The 22410-nt window shown below is 48.4% G+C and carries 14 protein-coding genes; 3 read left to right on the plus strand and 11 right to left on the minus strand.

All coding sequences use genetic code 11. The features are described from left to right. Positions 1 to 11: 11 nt before the first annotated feature. From ACO0LG_RS10135 to gspK, 8 genes are all read right to left on the minus strand, one after another. Positions 12 to 929 (minus strand): carbohydrate kinase family protein, encoded by a 918-nt coding sequence (locus tag ACO0LG_RS10135; RefSeq protein WP_423025903.1) that lies wholly within the window; start codon positions 927 to 929, stop codon positions 12 to 14. Then, a complete protein-coding gene (locus ACO0LG_RS10140) occupies positions 922 to 2154 on the minus strand; it encodes an AGE family epimerase/isomerase (RefSeq protein WP_423025905.1) in 1233 nt (410 codons plus the stop codon). The genes ACO0LG_RS10135 and ACO0LG_RS10140 overlap by 8 nt, the downstream gene beginning before the upstream one ends. A 21-nt stretch (positions 2155 to 2175) precedes the next feature. Then, the gene (locus tag ACO0LG_RS10145) at positions 2176 to 3609 is read right to left on the minus strand and encodes an MFS transporter (protein WP_423025907.1); all 1434 of its coding nucleotides are present in this window, start codon (positions 3607 to 3609) and stop codon (positions 2176 to 2178) included. 8 nt (positions 3610 to 3617) lie between these two features. Further along, a complete protein-coding gene (locus ACO0LG_RS10150) occupies positions 3618 to 5951 on the minus strand; it encodes a GH92 family glycosyl hydrolase (RefSeq protein WP_423025909.1) in 2334 nt (777 codons plus the stop codon). Positions 5952 to 6012: 61 nt separating this feature from the next. Further along, the gene (locus tag ACO0LG_RS10155; RefSeq protein ID WP_423025911.1) at positions 6013 to 8370 is read right to left on the minus strand and encodes a GH92 family glycosyl hydrolase; all 2358 of its coding nucleotides are present in this window, start codon (positions 8368 to 8370) and stop codon (positions 6013 to 6015) included. Between the two features lie 54 nt (positions 8371 to 8424). Then, a complete protein-coding gene (locus tag ACO0LG_RS10160; RefSeq protein WP_423025913.1) occupies positions 8425 to 9411 on the minus strand; it encodes a LacI family DNA-binding transcriptional regulator in 987 nt (328 codons plus the stop codon). 304 nt (positions 9412 to 9715) lie between these two features. After that, on the minus strand, positions 9716 to 10564 hold the full coding sequence (locus ACO0LG_RS10165; protein WP_423025915.1) for a hypothetical protein: 849 nt from the start codon (positions 10562 to 10564) through the stop codon (positions 9716 to 9718). 133 nt (positions 10565 to 10697) lie between these two features. Continuing rightward, positions 10698 to 11747, minus strand: a complete 1050-nt coding sequence (gspK, locus tag ACO0LG_RS10170; protein WP_423025917.1) for a type II secretion system minor pseudopilin GspK — start codon at positions 11745 to 11747, stop codon at positions 10698 to 10700. 682 nt (positions 11748 to 12429) lie between these two features. Here gspK and ACO0LG_RS10175 point away from each other — a divergent pair. The 3 genes from ACO0LG_RS10175 to ACO0LG_RS10185 all read left to right on the plus strand — a co-directional run bounded on the left by ACO0LG_RS10175 (position 12430) and on the right by ACO0LG_RS10185 (position 16257). Further along, positions 12430 to 13632 (plus strand): hypothetical protein, encoded by a 1203-nt coding sequence (locus ACO0LG_RS10175; protein ID WP_423025919.1) that lies wholly within the window; start codon positions 12430 to 12432, stop codon positions 13630 to 13632. A 407-nt stretch (positions 13633 to 14039) separates the two neighbouring features. Beyond that, positions 14040 to 15800, plus strand: a complete 1761-nt coding sequence (locus tag ACO0LG_RS10180) for an AAA family ATPase (protein WP_423025921.1) — start codon at positions 14040 to 14042, stop codon at positions 15798 to 15800. 67 nt (positions 15801 to 15867) lie between these two features. Beyond that, positions 15868 to 16257 carry a nuclear transport factor 2 family protein gene (locus ACO0LG_RS10185; RefSeq protein WP_423025923.1) on the plus strand — a complete coding sequence of 130 codons (390 nt, stop codon included), beginning with the start codon at positions 15868 to 15870 and terminating at the stop codon, positions 16255 to 16257. Between the two features lie 66 nt (positions 16258 to 16323). Here ACO0LG_RS10185 and ACO0LG_RS10190 read toward each other — a convergent pair whose 3' ends face one another. From ACO0LG_RS10190 to ACO0LG_RS10200, 3 genes are all read right to left on the minus strand, one after another. After that, positions 16324 to 18486, minus strand: coding sequence for a S46 family peptidase (locus ACO0LG_RS10190; RefSeq protein ID WP_423025925.1), 2163 nt, complete (start codon positions 18484 to 18486; stop codon positions 16324 to 16326). A gap of 292 nt (positions 18487 to 18778) precedes the next feature. Further along, positions 18779 to 21244: a response regulator gene (locus ACO0LG_RS10195; RefSeq protein ID WP_423026560.1), complete on the minus strand. Its 2466-nt coding sequence runs from the start codon at positions 21242 to 21244 to the stop codon at positions 18779 to 18781. Positions 21245 to 21310: 66 nt separating this feature from the next. After that, positions 21311 to 22351 carry an ABC transporter substrate-binding protein gene (locus tag ACO0LG_RS10200; RefSeq protein ID WP_423025927.1) on the minus strand — a complete coding sequence of 347 codons (1041 nt, stop codon included), beginning with the start codon at positions 22349 to 22351 and terminating at the stop codon, positions 21311 to 21313. Between the last annotated feature and the right edge of the window lie 59 nt (positions 22352 to 22410).

Below are 22410 nucleotides of genomic sequence, written 5' to 3' on the forward strand. Positions count from 1 at the left end.
AATTCTCCGGATTAATTCTTCTTTATTTTTTCGTACAAGGCGGACACTTGCGCAAGACCAGGCGCTTGCGCCCCAGCAGCCAAGCACGCAGCAGCACCACTGGCGACAGAAAAATCCAGGTGTTCTTGCCAGTTTTTTTCTGGTGTCTTGTGCAGGCTATATAGCAAGCCTGCGATACTGGCGTCGCCAGCCCCTATCGTGTCGATAACATTGATCTGAGGTGACAATGCTTGCCAGGTCTGATCACCAAGATGCAAAGAGGCACCAGCTGCACCGCGCGTATACAAATAGATCGCTTCAGGATTGAATTCACGCAATTGTGCCAAGGCCAGTTCGGCATTTTCATGGCGAAAAAGCCCACGTAAATCATCGTCAGATATTTTTATTACGTCAGCCAATTGCGTCATCGTGCGCAAAGTAGCGTCGTATCTGTCGTCCATAAGATGACGAAAATTGGGGTCGTAACTAATCTTTACCCCATCCTTTTTGCATTGCCTTGCCAATGAAATCAATGTTGTTGCCAGTGGCTCGCGCGCCAGGCTGATACCGCCAAAATGCACCCATTGCAAATCGCGATTCCATCCATCCGGTAAATCATCAGGTGAAAAATATAGATCGGCACTGTCTTCGCCGATGAAAAAGTACTTAGGCGGTGCAATTTCGGCGACAATCGCAAGCAGGGGCGATTTGTGGAAACGTTGCAGCAGGCGCATATCCAGGCCGGCCTGTTCATTGGCTGCATACAGTGCATCACCAAACACATCTTCACTGATAGCTCCGGCAAAACCTGTGCGCAAGCCTAGTTTTGCCAGATCACGGGCGACATTCCAGGTCGAACCACCGACCAGGCTTTTCCAGGCATCCGGGCCAGTGCGCAACATGTCGGTCAAGGCTTCACCAGCACAGATGAATTGAGGAAAGTCAGGCATCTTGCTTATCCAGTTTTAATACATTCAATACTTCATAACATGCGCCCATGGTGTGGTAATCAGTCTTTCCTGCCGGGCTTTTTTCATCGCTGATCTTATGATTGCTTTGATCCAATATGCGATACCAGGCACCGTACTTGTGATCAACAAAATGCGTCCAGCTGTATTGCCAGATTTTGTCGTACCAGTCCCAGTATTTTTTTTTACCTGTACGCTGTGCCAGGCATGCTGCGGCGGCGATTGATTCAGCCTGCACCCAAAAGTATTTATCGCCATCGCAAATATTGTGGTCGGGAGCAAAGCCATAGCAGATGCCACCACGCTCCTGATCCCAGGCGAGATCCAGTGCTATGTCAAACAGGCGTTCGGCTGTTGGTAAAATCCATGTTGAATCGCCTTGCAAGTTTGTAGTCTCTGCATCCAGCAGTACTAAAAGTTTGGACCATTCAGTAAAATGCCCTGGTTGAAACCCCCAGGGACGGAATAGATTTGCCTTGTCCTCAAAATTGTATTTCCAGTCTATCTGCCAGGCATTATCGTAATGTTCCCATATCATACCGCCGGCTTGAGAGGCTTGCCGCTGGGCGATGGATTTGGCTATCACTTCGGCACGGTGCAGGTGCTTGAGTTCACCAGTCGCCTGGTAGGCTGCCAGCATCGCTTCGCAGCTATGCATATTGGCATTCTGGCCGCGATAATTGTCCAGGTGTGTCCAGTCCGCGCTGGCCTGGTCCGCATACAGTTCAAACTCTGGCAACCAGAATTTTTCTTCCATAAGCGCTACCGTTTCATCGATATAAGCGCGTGCCTCATCCAAACCTGCCATCACTGCATGGGAATAGGAGAGCAAAACAAAGGCGAGGCCGTAACAATGATTATTGTCGTCGATGATGCGCTTCTTACCGTTTTCCCAGCTCAGTTGCCAAGCATAGCCCCCATGGATGGTATCACGGTGTACCTCGCGCAAGAATGTGACACCATGCTTTACCATGGTCAGATAGAGCGGATCAGAAAACTGCCGATAGGCCATCGCATAGTCAAAGATAAAACGGGTGCTGCTGACTAAATGACGCGTAGTCGCATCATAAACCTGGCCGTCATCTTTAAAATAATGATAGAAGCCCCCGCTGATATCAATGCAGCGTGGATGATAAAAACGCATGGTATGCGCTATGTGCTCAGTCATGGTGCTGGCAGCACGAAAGTCTGGGAAAGTCGTTGTCATGATCTGTAGTTGCTGGGGTAATTAATGCGCGGCGCTTGTTTTTCTCTGTAAATCTATTCCTTGTCTTGCCAAAATGGCCTTTACCTTCCAGGAATAAAAAGCCAGATACGAAAAGCAGGCTACGCCAACGATATAACTCATTTGTATACCGACTTTATCGGCAACAAAACCCTGGAACCAGCTCACAACACCGCCACCCATGATCATCATGATCAGGAAATTGCTGCCCTGCCCTGTGTGCTTGCCTAGGCCACTGATGGCCAAAGAGAAAATGCATGGCCACAAAGTGCTGCAAAACAAACCTATGCTGGTGAAGGCATAGATACTTACCATGCCTCTGCTGCACATACCGAGTATCAACGCAGAAATACCCAATATAGAAAAAATGCCCAACATGTTTGCGGGATTTCCCTTGCTGGCAAGGTCAGCAAGAATCAACACCAGGACAACAGCACCATACACATAAAAACGGCTTAACTCATGTTGTGCTATCGCATTCACAGCAAGAAACACACTGAAAGCCAGATACGGGGCAAGGAATTTCGCCAGCTTGGCTGCACCGTTACTCAACTGAAAAGCCTCAACCGCGCCTGTCCAGCGCCCTATCATCAAACTGCCCCAATACAGCGAAATGAATGGTGCAATATCCTTGGTCAAATAACCCTGCGTCAATTCCATATAGGCAGGTAAATTACTGGCAGTAGATACCTCGACACCAACATAAACAAAGATCGCAAGCATGCCTAATATCAATTGTGGGAACTGCAATGCAGAGCTAGGGCCATGTGCTTGGTTGTCCGGCGCCTCATCTTCCAGCGCTGGGCGGTCAGGCAGAGATGAAAATTTGAGAAAAACAGCGACCAGGAAAAATACCAGCCCCAAAACCAGATAAGGTATCTTGACGCTTTCGATGCTGGCAATAGTATTGTTCGACGCTGGTGTACCAAATATCGCAAAGCTCACTATTAGTGGGCCTATGGTGGTACCGAAATTATTGATCCCGCCAGCCAACGTCAGGCGTTGCGAGCCGGTTTCACGCGAGCCCAAGGTAATCGCTAATGGATTGGCTGCCGTTTGCTGCAATGAAAAACCCAGGCCCACGATAAACAAGCCTGACAACATTAATGCAAACGAGCTTGAATTAGCTGCTGGATAAAACAACAACGTACCAAGCGCAGATATACAAAGCCCTAATGCCAATCCATTTTTGTAGCCTATTTTCTGTATCAGGTCCTGTTTGAGGATTGCCGAAACCAGCAGGTAAAGCAAGGAACCAACAGTGTAGGCAACGTAAAACGCAAGCGATACAAACTGGCTCTGCGTTTGCGACAAATGAAACGCCGCCTTGAACACCGGAATCAAAATATCATTGCTGGCCGCAACAAAACCCCAGAAGAAGAATACCGTTACCAGCGGTATAAACTGCCCCCAATTCGTGTGTGCTGACTTATTCATCATCGGCCTCATTGATATGGCGTTTGTGTATAGGGACGTACATCCTTAGAATTACCCCACTTCTTGTTTGGCTCAGCTTGCATGACAAACACTAGCTCGCCACCTGCCATGATTTGTTCATGACGCAGATAGTTTTGATCCAGCACTTTTCCATTCAAACTGACGCTTGCCACATACGGGTGAGCATCACTCAGATTCTGGGCGCGTATGGTGAACTGTTTGCCATTCGGTAATTGCAGGGTCGTTTTATCAAGAAATGGACGACCAAGTATATATTCATTACTACCGGGAGCAACCGGGTAAAAGCCAAGACTCGTGAAAACAAACCAGGCAGACATCTGGCCCAGATCATCGTTGCCCGACAGACCATCAGGTTTGGCCTGATACTGGCTTTGCATGATTTGCTGCAAGCGTTGCTGGGTTTTCCATGGTGCGCCGAAATAATTATATAAATAAGCGACATGATGCGAAGGCTCATTGCCATGAGCGTAATGCCCGATCAGACCAGAAATATCTTCCATGTGCGCATAGACTTTGGGATCAACTTTTGCATCAAATACCTGGTCGATTTTTGAGATGGTGGCAGCGTCACCTCCCAGCATGCTGATCAAGCCAGCATTATCATGCGGCATATACCATGAATATTGCCATGCACTACCTTCGGTATAATCACTGCCAAAATTGGACACTGTGGGATCAAAAGGCACGCGGAATTCACCATCCGATTTGCGCGCGCGAATAAAACCAGTCTTGGTGTCAAACACATTGCGGAAATTCTGGGCACGAGCATAATATTTTTTTGCGATATCAGCCTTTCCCATCTTCTCGGCCATACGTGCAATTGTCCAGTCATCAAATGCATATTCTACGGTTTTGGATGCCGCTTCTGGTTCCAAATCGGTCGGTACATAGCCCATTTTCATATAATGCTTCAAACCGCCATACGGACCATATTCAGCGCTGGCCACCATTGCATTCAGAGCGCGATCTGCATCAAAACCAGGGATACCCTTCATGTAGGCATCGACTATGACTGGCACTGCGTGATAACCTATCATGCACCAGGTTTCCAGACCGTGGAATTGCCACACCGGCAATATCCCTTCGGGGCTATACTGCTGCGATGCCAGCAGCGACCGCACAAAATCGGCATTGCGCTGTGCTGGCTGTATCAAGGTTAATAAAGGATGCAGAGCACGGTAAGTGTCCCATAAAGAAAAGGTGGAATAAAAACGAAAGCCATCAGCCTGATGCACCTGATTATCCGGTCCACGATAGCGACCATCCACATCCATAAATAAACTGGGCCCCATCATGCTGTGGTATAAGGCGGTGTAAGCCTTGGTGCGCATCTCGGGTTTTGCTTCAATGCTGACTGCTGACAAGGCATCGTCCCAAGCCTGTTTCGATTTGGCGCGTTGCGCAGCAAAATCCCAGTCCTGAATTTCAGACAGATTTGCAATCGCCCCATCCTCACTGACAGCCGAAATCGCCACTTTGACCATCAAGGTCTGGTCGTCGGGCACACCAAAATCCAACGCAGCAACCAGTGCCTTGCCTTCGACTTTGGCTTTATCCTGGGGGCCACTGCCCGGCCCGCCAAAACCACGGTATTCGACTGCATCTTCACGGTTATGGATTTCACGCGTCAATAATGGCCGTGAAAATTGCATGGCAAAATACACCTGGCGGCCTGCCGCCCAGCCACGGGTTTCACGCATGCCGGTAATGATGCCGTCCTTGCGTACGCGCATGCTGGACCAAAGGTTTTTTGTTTTGTAATCGTAAATACTGCTGCGCAAATCGACGATCAATTTGGCTGCTTCACCTTTGGCGAAACGATAGCGGTGCATGCCTACCCTGTCACTCGCAGTTAATTCAACATCAATCTCATGATCCAGCAATTTGACTGAATAATAGCCAGGCCCAGCACGCTCTTCCTTGTGACTAAAACGTGAACGATAGCCGCTGAAAGGACGTTCTGGATAACCTGGCTCTAATTTGGTTTCACCGCTATAGGGCATTAATAACACGTCACCCAGATCAGAGTGTCCGGTGCCAGAAAAATGCGTATGCGAGAAGCCGAGTATGGAATCATCTTCATAACGATAGCCAGCCGCCCAAGGATAACTTTGGCGGAAATGTCTCACCTGTGTATCCGGACTTAATTGCACCATGCCAAAAGGACGTGTCGCGCCAGGAAAAGTGTGACCATCGCCGCCAGTGCCTATGAATACATTGACCGCATCAACCGGACGTGAGCTACTGGCTTGCGCTGGTGCAGCATTGACGCTGCCAGCGATGAATGCTCCCAGGAAAATGAGCCCGCAAAGACGAAACATCATATGTACCTTTAATTGTATTTTTTAAAGCCACGAAGGACAGTAACTGTCTGAAGTAAATTTATTCAAATGACGGCGGCAACTCATCCGGCTTGACAGCCCATTTTTTATTGGCTTGCTTGCCCAGTTTAAAATCCAGGTTCAGCTTGCCTTCCAAAGCAGTTTCATCAAGCCAGGATTTCGTCAACGCTTTACCGTTTAAAGTCAGACTTTGCACGTATTTAAATTGCGAACCTGTTTGATCTGCTGTGATGCTCAGTGGTCCTTGTGACCGTTGAACCACGATCTTCTTGAAAGTGGGGCTGGCAACCAGCAAATCTGCGCGACCTGGATATTGTGGATACAAGCCCATGGCTGCCCATACATACCAGGCTGACATCTGACCCAGATCATCGTTGCCAGGTATACCATCCGGGCGATTGTGCCAAAGCTGCTGCAACACTTCACGCACCACCTCCTGGGTTTTCCAGGGTTGTGCGGCATAAGAATATAACCAGGCAGCGCCGATGGAGGGTTCATTATCCATTTCCGAATGATGTGGGCCAGACACAGTCAGTGTCCATGCACCTTGTTCGTTCTTGAAAAATTTATCCAACCTTTGCGTTGATTTTTCGACGCCACCCAAGGTCTTGATCAAGCCTTCAGGATTGAATGGCACCATCCAAAGATACTGTGCGCCACTGCCCTCAACCATGCCCTCGTCGGAAGCAGCATCAAACGCAGCGACGAACTGGCCATCCTGTTTGCGTTCTTGCAGATAGCCAGTGGCGGGATTGAAGTGATTTTTCCAGTTTTGAGCACGCGCCAGGAATTCTTTCTTGGCAGTCTGATCCCCTAATTTTCCCGCGAACGACGCCAGGGCAAAGTCGGCGCTGGCATATTCCAGTGCATCTGACACCATGCCCCAGCCTGGCGCTGATTGCGGCATGTAGCCATATTTTATCCATTGATCCAGGCCTGGTCTTTGCCCTACACACATAACAGGGCAACCCTCTTTGGATAAATCCAGTGTGGTTGGGATGCGTGCAGCTTTGGTGAGCGAGGCAAAAGCTGCGGGCACGTCAAAATCACGCGCCCCAAATGCGTACATGCTAGCGACGGAAGCGGCAGCAGGATCACCGTTCATGACGCCAGTGGCACCGTTATTATGCGTCCATCTATCCCAAACGCCATTGTTTTGCTGGGCCTGGTTCAATAAAGACTGCGCAATATCACTGGCGATTTTTGGTTCGATCAAAGCAATTAATTGCACTTGTGATCTGTAAATATCCCAGCCTGAAAAATTGGCATATTGCGCCAATTGGGGAGCCTTTATCTTATGTGTCTTTTGATCAAAACCTGCATACTCACCATTGATGTCACTAAAAAGATTAGGATGCAGTAAGGAGTGATACAAGGCAGTGTAGAAAATCGTGCGCTGGTCTTTGTCGCCACCCGTCACATCAATTTTAGCCAGTTGCTGATTCCATGCCTGGCGACTTTCTTTTACGACTGCTTCCAGAGTTTTTTCGGCAGATATTTCTGCATTTAGATTTTCTGTAGCGTTTGCAACGCTGACATAGGAAATACCAATCCGCACTTCAACATTTCTGGCTTTTCCAAAATCTATCCACGCACCTGAGCCCTTGTTAAGTTGCGGGAAGCCTTTGTCATCGAGCTCCGTAGCACCTTCTGCAGCTAGACCATTGGGAATGATTTTCTCATTTTGCCAGGTTGCGGTTACCGCAAATTTCTGGCTAAAACGGGCTATGAAATGAATCGTGTAATAAGGCCTGCGCGTTACCGGGTGCAGGTATCCACAAAAATTGCCGCTGCTGACTGAACCACTGACTGTATTATTCTCTGCATCTATTTTTAAATTGGCCGCAAAACTGCCTAACTGTGAATCAGAATTGCGTATCAAAATGGCGGCCTTGCCCTGTGACGGGTAGATAAAACGCGCAATACCTGCACGCAGGCTGGCGCTCAGCTCAGCCTGCACACCATTTTCCATGCGCACTTTGTAATAACCAGCTTGCACTGTTTCGTTTAAATGGGAATAGCGGCTGGCATATTGCTCGTCTTTGCTATCGAGCGAAGGTGAAGTGATGAGCTCTGTCGTGACAGGCATAAAAGGTATGTCACCACTTGCACCACGACAACCGGTGCCTGACAAATGCGTCAGGCTAAAGCCACGTATTTTCCTGGCCTCGTACAAATATCCACCCGGAGCCGCTGCTTTATTTTTTTCGCCTTTGCTGGTTTCAGGACTGAAGCTGAACATGCCAAAAGGCATGACTGCTCCCGGAAAAGTATTGCCCAGGTTGGTGGTTCCTATCAACGGATTGACCTCTGCTACAAGATCGGTAGCTGCCTTTGCATAAAGTTGAGGCACACAAAGTAGTGTAATCGAAGTAAACAAAATGGTAGAGCGACGCATGGTTTTTCCAGAAATGATATAGCGTTGATGACTTCGACTGACGATGTTCAATCTTTAAGCGACTTCTACACTACTGTCCCGCACAATCAATTGCACGGCAAGTATTGTCTCCAGGCTTTCTTGTTGTACGTTGCGTAGTAAAGTCGCCACGCCTTCTGCACCTAGTCCTTCCTTGTCAACGGCAATACTACTTAAAGGTGGATGCGCTTTCGCTGCTGCCCGTATATCGTCAAAGCCAACAATGGCGATGTCTTCAGGCACCTTCAATCCCTTATCGAGGCATGTAGTCATCGCAGTCAGAGCCGTATTGTCGTTGTAGCAAAATAGAGCATCCGGTGGCTCAGACATGGACAGTAAATCCGTTACTGCCTGCCTGACCAATTTTTCTTCCTCGACCTGATGTGGAATCGCAATTTCATATTCTGGATTGGCGAGTATTTTTGCATCAAACAAGGCCTTGCGAAAACCATGAACACGCTCTTGTATGCTGTAGTGCGCATGCGGGCCGCTTAGCATGGCTATCCGTTTGCGCCCGGTGTTGATCAAATGCTGCGTGGCCAGATAGCCGCCCAGGCGGTGATTCGGATTAATCGAGGTATAACCTGGCAAGTGCATATCAATCAGTACCATAGGTTTTCCTGAAGTGCGTATCGCCTGCAATAATTCTGTTTCGAAAAATCCCGCACATACGATAGCATCCGGCTGATGTACCCTGATTTGCTCCATCACTGGCTCAGCTGGGCCAACGGCGACAAATGACAAAGCAATGCCGGCTCGTCTGCAGGCTGCTTCTGCTCCATGCAAAACAATGGAATAAAATGGACTGCTCGACAAATTATTGTGCTGTCTATGCAAGAGAAAAGCGATGCGGCGTATGCGCCCATGCTTTAACTTTGACAGGTCGTAACCCATTTCTTGCGCAGCATTAAAAACCAATGTACGCGTGGTTTCTGTCAAACCAGTCTGGTTTTTGAGCGCGCGGGAAATCGTGCCCACTGAAAAACCAGTGGCTTCGGCCAAATCACGTATGGTTATGCCCATGCGAGTAAAGGAAAAAACAAAGTCATCATGATCTGCTAAACAAATTTAAGAAATTGCGGTAGAAACGGTATCTGATGGTAGCTTTGTCTTGAAAAATCGGTCAATCAATGTCTGATTGCGACTTTTAGTTTAGTTAGTTTACTAAACAAAAATGATGGCTTTCAACAACGCTTGTTGTTACCAAGGGCTGTGGAGTCCTGTAGTTGCAGCGCTTCGAGCCATGTAAACAAAATATGTTATGAAGCACTTAGGGTGAGGTTTTAGGGAAACCTCACGCCTGGTGATATGTTTTATCAGCGCTTTGTCAGTACACGCTCACCTGATAATTTTTATTATAGAAATGCCCTGAACCAGATTTCACTTCAGTTCCTGCCTCCACCATCATCACATAGTAGGTACTCTTGAAGATATCGGCCCTCCTTCGTACTGCTTCAGCAAAAAAATATTTCAGGTTTTTATTGAAGTAGCGTGCGTTAACGCGTTTCCTGAACTGCATGACGGGCCAGCTATTGCCATTGGAAGTCATGGTCGCTTGCCAAACATCCCAGGTTTCGCCGTCGAGCACAAAACTGGCGGCGTCTTTGGTACCCCAGCCTGCGGTCTGCGAGTTAGCGGAGGAGTCGGGTATGACCATGATTTCTCCTTTGAGGTAGCTCGTATTCCAGATGTTGGATGAATGGAAGAAGACATCGATGGCATGATTGTAGGTGCCAATAATATTGCCAGTTCCATCGTAGCCAGCAGTCGTAAAGCTCCATAACACATCGACGTTTTTTGTATTGTCGCCGAATTGATAGGGCAAGCCAGACGCGGCCGGATTATTCTGGCTATTGCTGGCCCCCCGGCGTATGCTGGGGTAAGACTTGACAGTACTTGCATCACCGCCAAATCCCGTCCATTTATAACCTGCCCCGTCCATGCTACTGGTTGAATTGGTGAAGATGGTTTCAGACCAGTTCGTGCCTGCACCGCTGATACCCCAAAGATTTGTAGAAAGATCATGCTGATCTACATAAATGTGCTTGTTGCTTGCGTCGGCAGGGTTAGCCGAGGCGGATGCTGCCTGCGCCAGATGGCAGAAGGTAAGTCCCAGCAGCAATCCAGCGATAACCAGTTTAAATTTTGCTGGATTCAAGTTTCTTGCCTTAATCATTGTTGTCTCCATTTTTTAATGTTGATTGAATTCGATGCATGGGGTATTCCATGGCAAATGTCGACGGCGGTCCGCGTACGCCGCTGGCACCAGAGCAAAGCTGGCTGGCCGTAAGTGTTGGCATCAATTCGCCTCAGCTCGTGCGCAGCCAGATGACAGCGGTAGGTAAAACCTCGTCTCGCCCCTGAGTGTCAGGAAAACGCCCTCCCGTCTTACGCCTGATAAGGGCTTCTGAAGACAAACTCATGCGGCCCAGCCTGATCTGCTGTTGCACGAGGAAATAGTCACTTTTTACATCGAGGAACGTGTCCTTGATCAGCAATGCTTCGTCTGATTGTGGTGATTGTTGCGTTATTTCGGCGCGCTTGCGTATTGTTTGCTGCTGCCGCGCTTGTGCCAGCATCGTGGTGTTTTGCCGTGATCCGGTAACGGCGAATAGCAGCACTACCGAGGCTGTATTGACATTCAAGGCAGTAGGTTCGGGTAACAGCACGACAAACTCCCTGAGTCTGGCCAGTATCTCAGCGGTATATCCTCGGATGGTGACGAGATCATCAATGTGAACGAAGGCGAATATATTTTCACCTGCTGTTCCTGTCATTTGAGTGCTTGCGATAGTAGTTGCTGTCAATTCTGCCAAAGTGCTATCTATTTTCAATGCCTGAAGCAAGCGTCGGTAATTGCTCACCTGGCCCTCATTGATCTTGCCGCCAGTGGCCAGATTCACAAGGTTGTAGCGTGATTGAGCATCTACGACCCGGATAGTCAGTGCGGCAATGCTAGATTCTGCCTGCTGTAATAAGTCATCCAACTTGATGGCAGCATCAGATTTAGCCCACGTTCCATCCAGGCTGGTGATGCCATCATTTTCCATTGCATCCAGCCTTAATATCTGGCGGGTCTTGTCCAGCACATCTCTTTGCAGCGAACGCATCCGTTGTTGTTCGTGTTGATTTTCAATCGACCTGAGCTGGATATGTTGTGGCCAGAACATCCCGCTGACCAAGGTAACTGCAAACGCCGACAGCAATAGTGCAAGAACGACGGCAACTCCTTGCTGATGCAGACCATACCTGATCTGAATGGTCGCACATGTATGGGCTGCGATTTCTTTGTGCGCACACATAGTTTGCATTCCAATCCCAGGTCTCATGAGTTCATTTATTGTCAGGTAGTCGCCCATCAATGGTAGCGCTACCAATTATGAGGCAAATGGTAGCGCTACCTTTTGAAAGTGTCAACTTCTTTTCAATTATTGCTAAATTATCAGTTAAGTAGCAGTGCTTGGGAAAGCATTACGCGGTGTCAATTCAACTAATTTTGAGTCTGTTAATTTGATCTGAATGGCATTTATAATACTAAATATGCAATATCATTCATTGTCACAAACCTGGCAGGCAGGCGACGAATAGAAATCTGACGGGCACGCATTAATAATCAAACACCCTATCGAAGTACTATAGCCATATTGCATCAAAAAATAAAATTACCGCTTTCCTATGAATGAACTCATCAACATCACTGACCACCTGATTGCTCTATTTGCAAATCTATAAAGACGAAATTTTAGTCCTCAGCCTGACATTAAACATGTGTATGTTATTGATACTGTTGATGCAGGCAACTAGAAAACATGGGCAGACACCGCAAGATAAAGCCGAAGCTGCGATCTACAATCCCAGACCATTCCGAAAAAACTGAATGCCCGGCTGACAGTATGTCAAGTTGATGCGGCCCCTGGCTGACAGCATCAATATCTACCCCCCAGCCGCACGCTGATAAAATGGCCCTCGCAAACTGGCGCCTATTTTATATTTGCGCCCCAAAATCAATAGCCTTATTTGGCTGATTAAGACAGGCTATTCATGTTTTCAGACACCTTCTCTCATCTGCTATCGCAATACATGCGCAGGATACGTGCCAGTGCGGCTGGAGTTGCCGCAGAAATTGGACTAAGCCGGGAGTCAGTCAATAACTGGAGAAATGGGACCTCGCTCCCCAGTGCCAGGTCGCGCGACAGCTTGCATGCGTGTGCGCGTTATCTCAGGCTGACAGAAACTGAAACCAATCTTTTTTTTGCTGCTGCGGGTCTTGCACCTGAATTCCCATTACAAAATGAAGAAATCAATGAAACACCGTTTGCGGAATTCATGGATCAATTATTTGTACGATTGGCACAATCTACGCCCTACCCTATCACTCTGTTACTGTCGCAAGCGCACTGGGGACAACCTCCGTTCCGTGAAAAATTACTGGCCCGTGCACGCGTACAATACGGTGAAAAAGCGACACTTCATATACAGCCTCCTTACAGCATCAGTGCAGACAGCAGTGAATATTTTGCGGCGATAGGACGCCAATGTGGATTTGAGGATGTCAGTTCAGATTATGAATTTGAAGCGGCATTGGAACACAGACTGCAAGCAGGTGAACGCGTATTTTGCCTGGTCAGCCGGTTTGAACAAGGCACTCCAGTCTTGCGTGAAGCGTTGGCAGGCATCTTGCGCAGCCTGAGTGAAATGCATGGTGGTCGCCTGCACCTTTTGTTGTGCGGTGGTGAGGCACTGGCCGACTTGAAATACCGTAGCGGCGATCTCTCGTTACTGCATATCGCTCAGGTCAGCCATTGGCCAGATGCGGACACAGAAGATTTGTATAACCTCGTCAAGCAACGCTGGCCAGACCATGTCATCGCATCTTCCAGGCTGACTGCACTGGCATCCATGTGTGGCGGCCATCCGGCGCTCTTTGAAGAAGGTATGCAATGGCTGGTTGATCATCAGGCTTCGATAGAAAACGATGCGGCAGCACTACGCAGTTTTTTAACTCACAGTGCCCGCTTGTGGCAAACCTTTTTGCCGCTAACACAAAATCCAGCTTCTCTGCTGCGTCTGCGCAGCTTGCTGGAGACCGATGATCTGGGGCGGGCTCGCCCCTATCTTCAGGATGAGGATTTGCGTCGCCTTTTTTGGGGAAACCTGATACACGTCCGTGGACAAGGTGATCAGGCCCGGCTTTGCTGGCGTTGCGACATTATCCGTGAAGCTGGCTTGATGGTGCTTGAATGATGCATGAAAATCTTTTGTTGCAGTTGCCAAAGAAAATGCTGCGTACCATTTTCATCATTACGCTGACATTACTGCTTGGAACTGCGCTTCTCGCACCAAAGCTGAATCCCTTTACAAGGGATGGTGTGCTTGCTGCTGAAAATGTTGGCCCTATCTGGGGTGATATAAATCAGTGGCGCCTCGCTTTGTCTGAGATGCGTAACATTAACGATGAATGGCCTTCTGATATTAAAAAATTCGAACCGCAGACGATAACGCCATATCTCGCTGTGACTTCGCCCCGTCCAAATATATTGCAAATCAATTTTATAAAATATGCTCAGTTAGGCTCCCTGTCGGGGACGCAATTGATACTTGAGTTCATTCCATCAAACCACTCATGGCAATGTCGCGCCGGCACCCCACCCATGCCGGCCAAATTCATGCCAATGAATTGCGAAGGTGCTACTTCTGAGACAGTAACTCTGAGCAGGCTAAAGACCTTGCCCCTGGTCTGCGCATTAATTTTCATAGCCGCTGGTATTTTTGCTGTTGTAAGACACCCTTTACTGGGGCCATCACAATTGCGCCCTGATCGCCTGCGACGCACACCCTACCGCATCTTGCCCAAACTCGATCGTTTATTGGGCATTACCGGCAGAAGACAGGCGACGTTGCAAGCGGCAGGCATCTCCACTGTTGCCTGGCAGCGCGCTATTGCTTATGTTAACGAAGGTGCGAATAAGCAGCAAGAATACCTGGCTACACGTCTGTCAGTACAAAGCAAAGCCAGTACAGGATGGTCACTTCCTGGCCAGGTTTTTGAGTGGCAATTTGCCAGCAATCTGCCCGTGTCGCTGGATAGATGCCTGGTATTTATCCCCTATGTTGATGTCAGCGATGAGGCGCTGATAGGTGCATTGATAGCCACGCAAATTGGTTCCGACGTGATGCTGATACTTGCCAGATCCGAAAGTGAAACTGAACACATTGCGCTGCAAGCGTACTGCGAAGATAAAGCCAATATGTTTGTCATGCTCGACGGCGCGAGTCAAACTGAATACATGCTTACCAGGCAACCTGCTGATGTCTTGTTGCGCCTTCTTGCTGAGCAATTACGTGTAACGCGCATATCGCCCTACCAGACCAGGGGGGCAGTTACCAGTGCGAGTGCATTTTTTGGGCGGGAAAAGTTGCTTTCCCGCATCATCGGTCGTGATCCAACTAATTATCTGGTTGTCGGCGGTCGCCAGCTTGGCAAAAGCAGCCTCTTGAAAGCGGTCCAGCGTAGCCTGCAGGGACATCCGCATATTGTCTGTCATTATATTTCTCTGCGCGATCATCGTCTGGCTCCTCGCATGGCACTTCAGTTTGGCCTTGATGCAACAACGCCTATCGAAGATATTATTTCTCATCTTGAAGCCAATTTCGCAGGCAAGCGATTGTTTTTGTTGATCGACGAAGCGGATCTCTTTTTCCGCGATGAGTCTATCAATAATTACCCGCAATTATCTGCCCTGCGCTCTTTGAGTGATGAAGGCCGTTGCTGGTTCATGCTGGCGGGGTTTTGGGATTTATATGCAACTGCCGTGCTTGATTATCAGTCCCCACTGCGCAATTTTGGTGAGGTATTGACGATAGGTGGATTGGAGCAAGATGCCTGCAAAGAATTGGTCACGGTACCTTTATCACGCTTGCGCTTCGGGTTTTCCAGCAACCAGTTAGTAGATCAACTGGTGGAAGCCAGTGGTCAGCGCGCTAATTTGCTCGCCATTCTTTGTCAGGAATGCCTGGAAGCTTTGCAGCCAGGAGAGCGTGCCATAGAAGTCCGCCATGTCACGCATGCGCTATCTTCGCAAGCTGTGCAGGATGCATTGGCTGGCTGGGGTAAATTAAGCAACGATGAAGCCTCTTGTCGCCTTGACCGCATCGTTGTCTACCACACGGCACTCAAGGGCAAAACGAGTTTATCTGCACTTGCTGCCCTGTTTGCTTACAATGGTCTGACTGTAGAGCCAGAAACCATGCGTCATGCTCTGTCCCGCCTGCAATTGGCATATGTACTCAAGCGCGATGAGTCTGAGTTTGTATTTGCTGTTCCTTTACTGATAAAACAGTTTGAACAAAGCGAGTTGATGCTTTTGCTTAGACAGGAACTATCATCAATGAAGATCGTAGATACGGTCTGACGAGACTTGGCGACGGTCCGAATTACTGCCGCACATTTGTGAAATATCGTTCCAAAGGAGAGTATCAATGTCAGAGTACATTTCTGTTTTACAAACCTATATGAAGGCGCTTGGTGATGCCGACTATGACACCATCAAAAACTTGTTTGCAGAAGATGGGAAAGTGCTTTCGCCGTTTCTTGGTGAAATGGCAGTCAGCCCTTTCTTTGACAGGCTGGCAGAAGCTTCAAGCCGCAATGTCATTACCCCTATCGACATCTTTGTCAGCACAACAAAGAAACATCATGCGACTGCCTATTTCCAATATGACTGGACAGTTCGTGACGGAACTTTAATTAGCTTTAAGGTCATGGACTTGTTTACGTTTGATGCGGATAGCAACAAAATCAAATATCTGGATTTGATCTATGACACGCATCCTATCCGTTCCACTGCAGGCAATAAATACGAGCTTTAATGCTCAGATGAGAAAAAGCCCTGCAATGTGACTTGCAGGGCTTTTTACTTTGAGGCAGTTGCTTGATTACTCTGCGCCCATTTCCTTCAACAGACGATCAGCCTTATCCACATGCTTCATCTGCCATAACATATAACGCAGATCAACCTGTATGGAACGGGAGTTGGCCTTGTTATAGTCCCAGTCGGAAATAATGGAATCCAGGGTGCCGTCAAATGCCAGTCCGATGAATTCACCTTTGGCATTAAGGGCAGCGGACCCAGAATTACCGCCCGTGATATCCAAAGTCGCCAGATAGTTCACCGGAACTGTCTTCAGTTGCGGATCAACATATTTGCCGAAATCTTTGGCCTTGATCGCAGCCAATTGCGCAGCTGGCGCATTGAATTCGCCAGTGCCGGTTGCTTTTGGCGGGATACCATTGACTGTCGTAAAGGCGCTCCATGCCAGGCCGTCAGCAGTACCGTGATCACGTCCAGTCACTTTGCCGAAGGTAACGCGCAAGGTGCTGTTTGCATCTGGATATACTGCCTGCCCTTTGCTCTTCATGTAGGCAATTTTCGCTTTCATGTAATTGCCGTAGGCTTGCTGGATTTTACCCATCAATTCTTCATCCTCAGCTTCACGTTTCAAGCCGCCTTCATACATCGCCACGGCTGCTTTGACAAAGCTGTCATTGCTGGCTTTGAAGTCTTCTGGTTTTGCAGTCAACCACGCGCTGCGTGATGTCTTGTCACCCAACTTGCTTCCAGCATACAAGGTATCAAGCAGGGATTTCAAATCAGCTTCAGACATGCCATCCTTGATGCCCAATGCGGCATCGAAATTGGCATTGCGGTCAGCCTTGGCTTGTGCGGCGTATTTACTCAGGTTGTACAACACCAGAGCCTTATCGACTTTTTCATCATAGTTGCGTTCGACCGCATCTACTGAAGCTTTGAAGCGAGGCAGGTCGCGTACCTGGAAGCCTGCTTTGCGTTCCGCATCCGCCTTTGTTGATTCATTCGACAAGCGGTACAAAGTACGCGCTGTAGAGAGGAATCGTGGAGAAGAACTGCCCAGATAAAAATTGCGCTTCCCCAGTGCATCGCGCTCTGCGATCAATTTTTCAACTTGATCTATATCGCCGGCAAATTCTTTGGCGCGTGCTGGATTGCTGTTGATCCAGGCTTTCAGCTCTTCATGTTCTTTGGTTTTGCGTGCCAGAATATCGCTGCCAGCGTAGCTGTCGAGCATACCCTGACGGTTTTTGTAGTAGTTGTGGATGCTTGCGACCTCTGCAGCGTATTTCAGTTTGGCATCCGGATTATTGCTGGTTTCTTTGGCGATGATAGCCAGCATGTCTCCTTTACTCTTCACGAATGTAGGATAGTCCCAGTCAAATGTATAAGCGACTTCTGATGGCAGGCGATGACGGTTCGTGCGGCCTGGGTAACCCAGCACCATGATGAAGTCGCCTTCCTTGAGATTGTCTTTGGCCAGTTTCAGGAAATGTTTTGGTACGTAAGGTACATTGTCTTTGCTGTAGTCGGCAGATTTGCCGTCTTTACTGACATAGGCACGGTAAAAACCATAGTCACCAGTGTGACGTGGCCACATCCAGTTATCAGTATCGCCGCCAAATTTGCCTACACCTTCAGGTGGCGCGTGAACCAAGCGTACGTCTTTAATTTCCAATTGCTTGATGAGGTAATACTCAAGGCCACCGTAGTAAGGGTAGACATTGCAGCGATGGCCTGCGTCTTTTTCGCATTCGGCGATGATGACTTTGGAATTCTTTTCGATGGCATCGACACGCGCTTTGCCATTCAATTTGGCAGTATTTTTGTCGATGATCTTGTTACTGACATTGTTGACTTCTTTCGTCACGAAAATACGAGAGCCAGGAGAGGCAGGCAATTCTTCTTCCAGATTATTCGCCAGGAATCCATTTGCCAGCAAGTTGCGCTCTGGTTTTGAATTGTGGGCAACACTGTTATAGACGCAGTGATGGTTGGTTGCCACCAAACCTTGCGGAGAAACGAAAGATGCCGAGCAACCACCCAGGCTGACGATGGCGCCCATGGGGAACTCTGTCAACTTGGTTAAATTCGCAGGGTTTAATTTCAAGCCAGCCGCTTTGAGTTGGTTGGCAACCTGTGGCAACTGCTGAGGCATCCACATGCCTTCATCTGCGCTAGCTATCTGGCATAGGCTCATGACCGCCAGTGTGGTGAGTGTTTTTTTCATCATATTGTTATAAAAAGATGTGAAAATTATGAGTGATTCCCTCTTGGTACCTTGGAGCAAGTCCAGGGCGCGACAGTTTAGTCTGAAAAACACGGGGAAAGTTCACTATTTTGTGCGAACTTTGGTGAATTGCGTGGAATTTGCCAGTTAGCAGTTCAGAAGCTGATGTCCGATGCTGCAAAATTACAATTTATGTATTTGTCAATTTTTGCGTGCATGTGACAGTGGAAAAACAGATGATGAGCCAGTCTGGTTTGGGTGAGCTTGGGGTTGACTTAAGGCAGCAGAAAAATCAAAGTATCTTCCTCAATGCCTCGCGTAACTCCGACAGTTTGGGTGGTTTGCTGAGTACGCAATCCACATGCGACGGGGATTCGCCATCTTCTACCAGGCGCTGCCCCCAACCTGTCAACATGATGATGGGGGTCATGGGTGATACTTGCTTGATTGAGCTGGCCAGTTTACGGCCATCGATATATGGCATGCCAAGATCCGTGATGACAACGGCGAAAGTGTCTCCTCTTTCGTGGGCATCAGTAAATGCATTTATCCCGGCCTGACCACCATCAGCCGCGAGCACGCTGTGACCGTCAATTTCCAGTATGTCACGCAATGATTTTAATACCATCGGGTCATCATCAACCACCAGTATGCGCCTATGCGTGGGCACTGCTTCCGGCGCAGGCGTTCTGGCAACCGGGCTGATAGTCGTAGGCACCAGAAAACTCATGCGCATGGTGGTGCCTATGCCAACTTCCGTCAGTATGTCAATATGGGCACTGTGTCTTTCTATCATGCCGTACACCATCGCCAAGCCTAGCCCGGTTCCACGTTCACCCTTGGTGGTAAAGAATGGCTCCAGGCAACGACGTCTAGTATCGTCAGACATGCCTACACCTGAATCACTGACTTCAATGTGAACCTGCTTCAAGATGACTTCTTTGGTTGATTCCAGCAAGTCCTGCACGATACTGGTACGCAGAGTGAGTATCCCACCTTCAGGCATCGCATCAACAGCATTGAAAATCAGATTGGTCAGCGCTTCCCGTATTTCGCCATGCACGCCCATGATATCCGGCAAATCTGGTGCAAGCTCGGTATGCACATTGATGACAATGCCGCGTTGTTGTGGCATGTCACTCCATCTGGCACGGGTCAGGTCCAGGACTTGTTGCACCAGGCTGTTCACATTGACAGGTGACAATGATAATTGTGGCGCCCGTTGACGATAAAACTCCCTCATCCTGGCAACAGTTGCAGCAACATCGTCGATTGCCCGCGAAATGACCTCCAGATAATTTCTACCTTTTACACTCAGGTTTTTTTCTGTTTCCAGCAAGGATTCAGTGTAAAGAGCAACCGGGGAGATAGCATTATTGATGTCATGGGCTATGCCGCTAGCCATCTGCCCAAGAGCACGCAAACGTTCTTGCTGCATAATGGATTGCTGCGTCTGGCGCAGGTCATCATAAGCTTGTTGTAATGCAGTATAAAGTTGTGCCTGATTGGCAGCCAAGGCCACATGCTCACTCAACTGCCTTAAAAATTCGCACTCACCACTATTAAAACTATGGGCTTCACGCTTGGCAACAACCAGCACGCCAAATACGGTGCTTTCTGCTCTTAGTGGCGCCATCACCAGGGCACTGAGTCCACCTGCGGCCAGTCTTTGCGGGAAAGGAAAATCGACGTTACGGATATCCGCTTCATAGACCAGTTGCCCCTTCACACAACGGGACAGGCCATTTTCATCAATCGATACGAGAGTATTTTTGGTCATGGACAATTTTTGTGCCAATGACTCGCTGTGCAAGCCAACGCTGGTAACCTGCAACTGGTTTTTACTTTGATCATACAGGCAGACGCAACTGAAATCGACAGGAAGATGATCTTCAAGGCTGCGAATGACGACTTGAAAAATGCTGCGTAAATCCTGGCGCTCCCCTATCGAACGGGTAATTTGATGCAACAAATTCAATCGGGCAAGTTGTGCCTGCGCTTTTTTCTCAATTTGCTGACGCTCTATAATTTCTGCCTGCAGCGCTTCATTGATATTCACCAGCGCGTCTCGTGAGACGGTGGTCAGCTTCAGTTTTTCTGTCATGCCATCAAATGCACGGGCCAAATCTCCTATTTCGTCCTGGCTATCAAACCGCAGGGAAAAATCAAGGTTGCCCGCGCCAACAATGGCAGTGCCTTCACGCAGTTTTTCCAGAGGCCGGCTGACACTGCGCAGCGTAATATAGATAGTGACAGTCACGACCAATACGACTATGCCGCCAAACAGGATCACTGCATTAAATGCACGCTGCTGGGCGTTCAATGCGCCGATACGGCTTTGTTCAGACAAACTCAAGGCATCAGAAATCATGGCCTGGGTTTTATTGGTAATCTGCCCCAATAACCGGGACTCTAGCTCCTCTAGTATCTCGGCCTTGTCTTTTTCCTTCATCAACTCTCGATGATTGCCTACCAATAAAGCAAAGAGTTGCGCTATATTTTCATTGCCATCTCTCAATTCGGCTATTGCCTCTTTATCCGCTGGCTCTGTAAATTCTTCCGGGCCAGCCAAGCGCTTTGCCAGAGAGGTGCTGCGTAACTGCCATTGTGCCCTGGTACGCTCATCATGACGCAAGGCATATTCCAGTGTGAGATAACGCAAAGAAGTCACTGCCTGCAATAACTCGCCAGCTGCTTCATTTTTGGCGATTTCACGCTTCATCTGTAAAGTGGTGGACAACAGGATGACAACAATCATTGCCACAATGGCTAAAGATATTAATTCCGCAAATTTCAGCCGGGTTGAAATTTTCACTTTGGAATCTCAATGAATGATGGTTACTGCCGATGGCTTGACTTTTTCCATGCCGTCCAGATAAATATAATCAAGGTAATTTGGTACTTCGGTTTTATTGGTCAACTTGTTCTTGATTGCCCACCTGGCCTGATCTTCCAACGCCAGCAATAAACCCTGGTCAAGACCAATTTCAAAACGATAGGTAGTCCACGCCGTTCTTTGCTCTTTGGTATCGGTCTTTTTGCCTGCCTCATGCAATATGCGGGCAGCGTCAGGCATCTCATTACAGTAATTGCTTCCCTGATCAAGTGCCCGCAATACCTTATTAATGGTTTCGGGCTCAGCAGAAATATAACTGCGCATGCCAACTACGTTGTACAGGCTTTCATATACATCTTTGCCATAAAAAATCACCCCATTATCACCAAGCCGGGTCATCATGGTATTCAGGAATGGCTCCCATGTGGCCACTGCATCGACTTCACCGCGCTCTATCGCGTCAGCAAACTCTTCGGGCTTGTAATTAATCATGGTCACATCTTTAACTGACAGTTTCTGGCGGTTCAAAAAAGCGCTGAGTGTGAAATGACTTGAAGTACTGAGTGTGACACCGACACGCTTGCCTTTGAGATCAGCCGGCTGGAGTATGCCTCGGTCACGGCGTCCGACTATGCCATGGTCCTTGTCAGTTTTAAAAATGGTGGCTATTGCTGCAACCGGCCTTTGGTCGAGTCCGGCAAACATAACGGGAATATCGGCCACAGTTCCAAGATGCGCCTGTCCTTGAACTACGGCTTCCATGGCAGCTTTACCACTGGAATGTGATTGTATGAGAACAACAATTCCTTCTTTGGCGAAGTAACCTTTTTCTCGGGCAGCGGTGATCGAACAGGTACCTACATACTCAGTATTGGTTGCAATGATGACTTGTTCCAGCGGCACTCTGGGCGCCGGCAAGCGGATGAGCCAAACATAAATCAGACTCAACAAGAGCGCTGCAAAAAGCAGGCAGGCAAGCCAGATAAACATTGACTTGTAAGAAAATTGCCCGAGCTTTGTGCCTGCCATGCCGCTTCCCTCTTTTCCACATTCATTTTACCAACTCGTGCAACCATATCTAAGATAAG

The sequence above is a fragment of the Undibacterium sp. Ji42W genome (assembly GCF_049340405.1).
Taxonomy (GTDB): domain Bacteria; phylum Pseudomonadota; class Gammaproteobacteria; order Burkholderiales; family Burkholderiaceae_D; genus Undibacterium.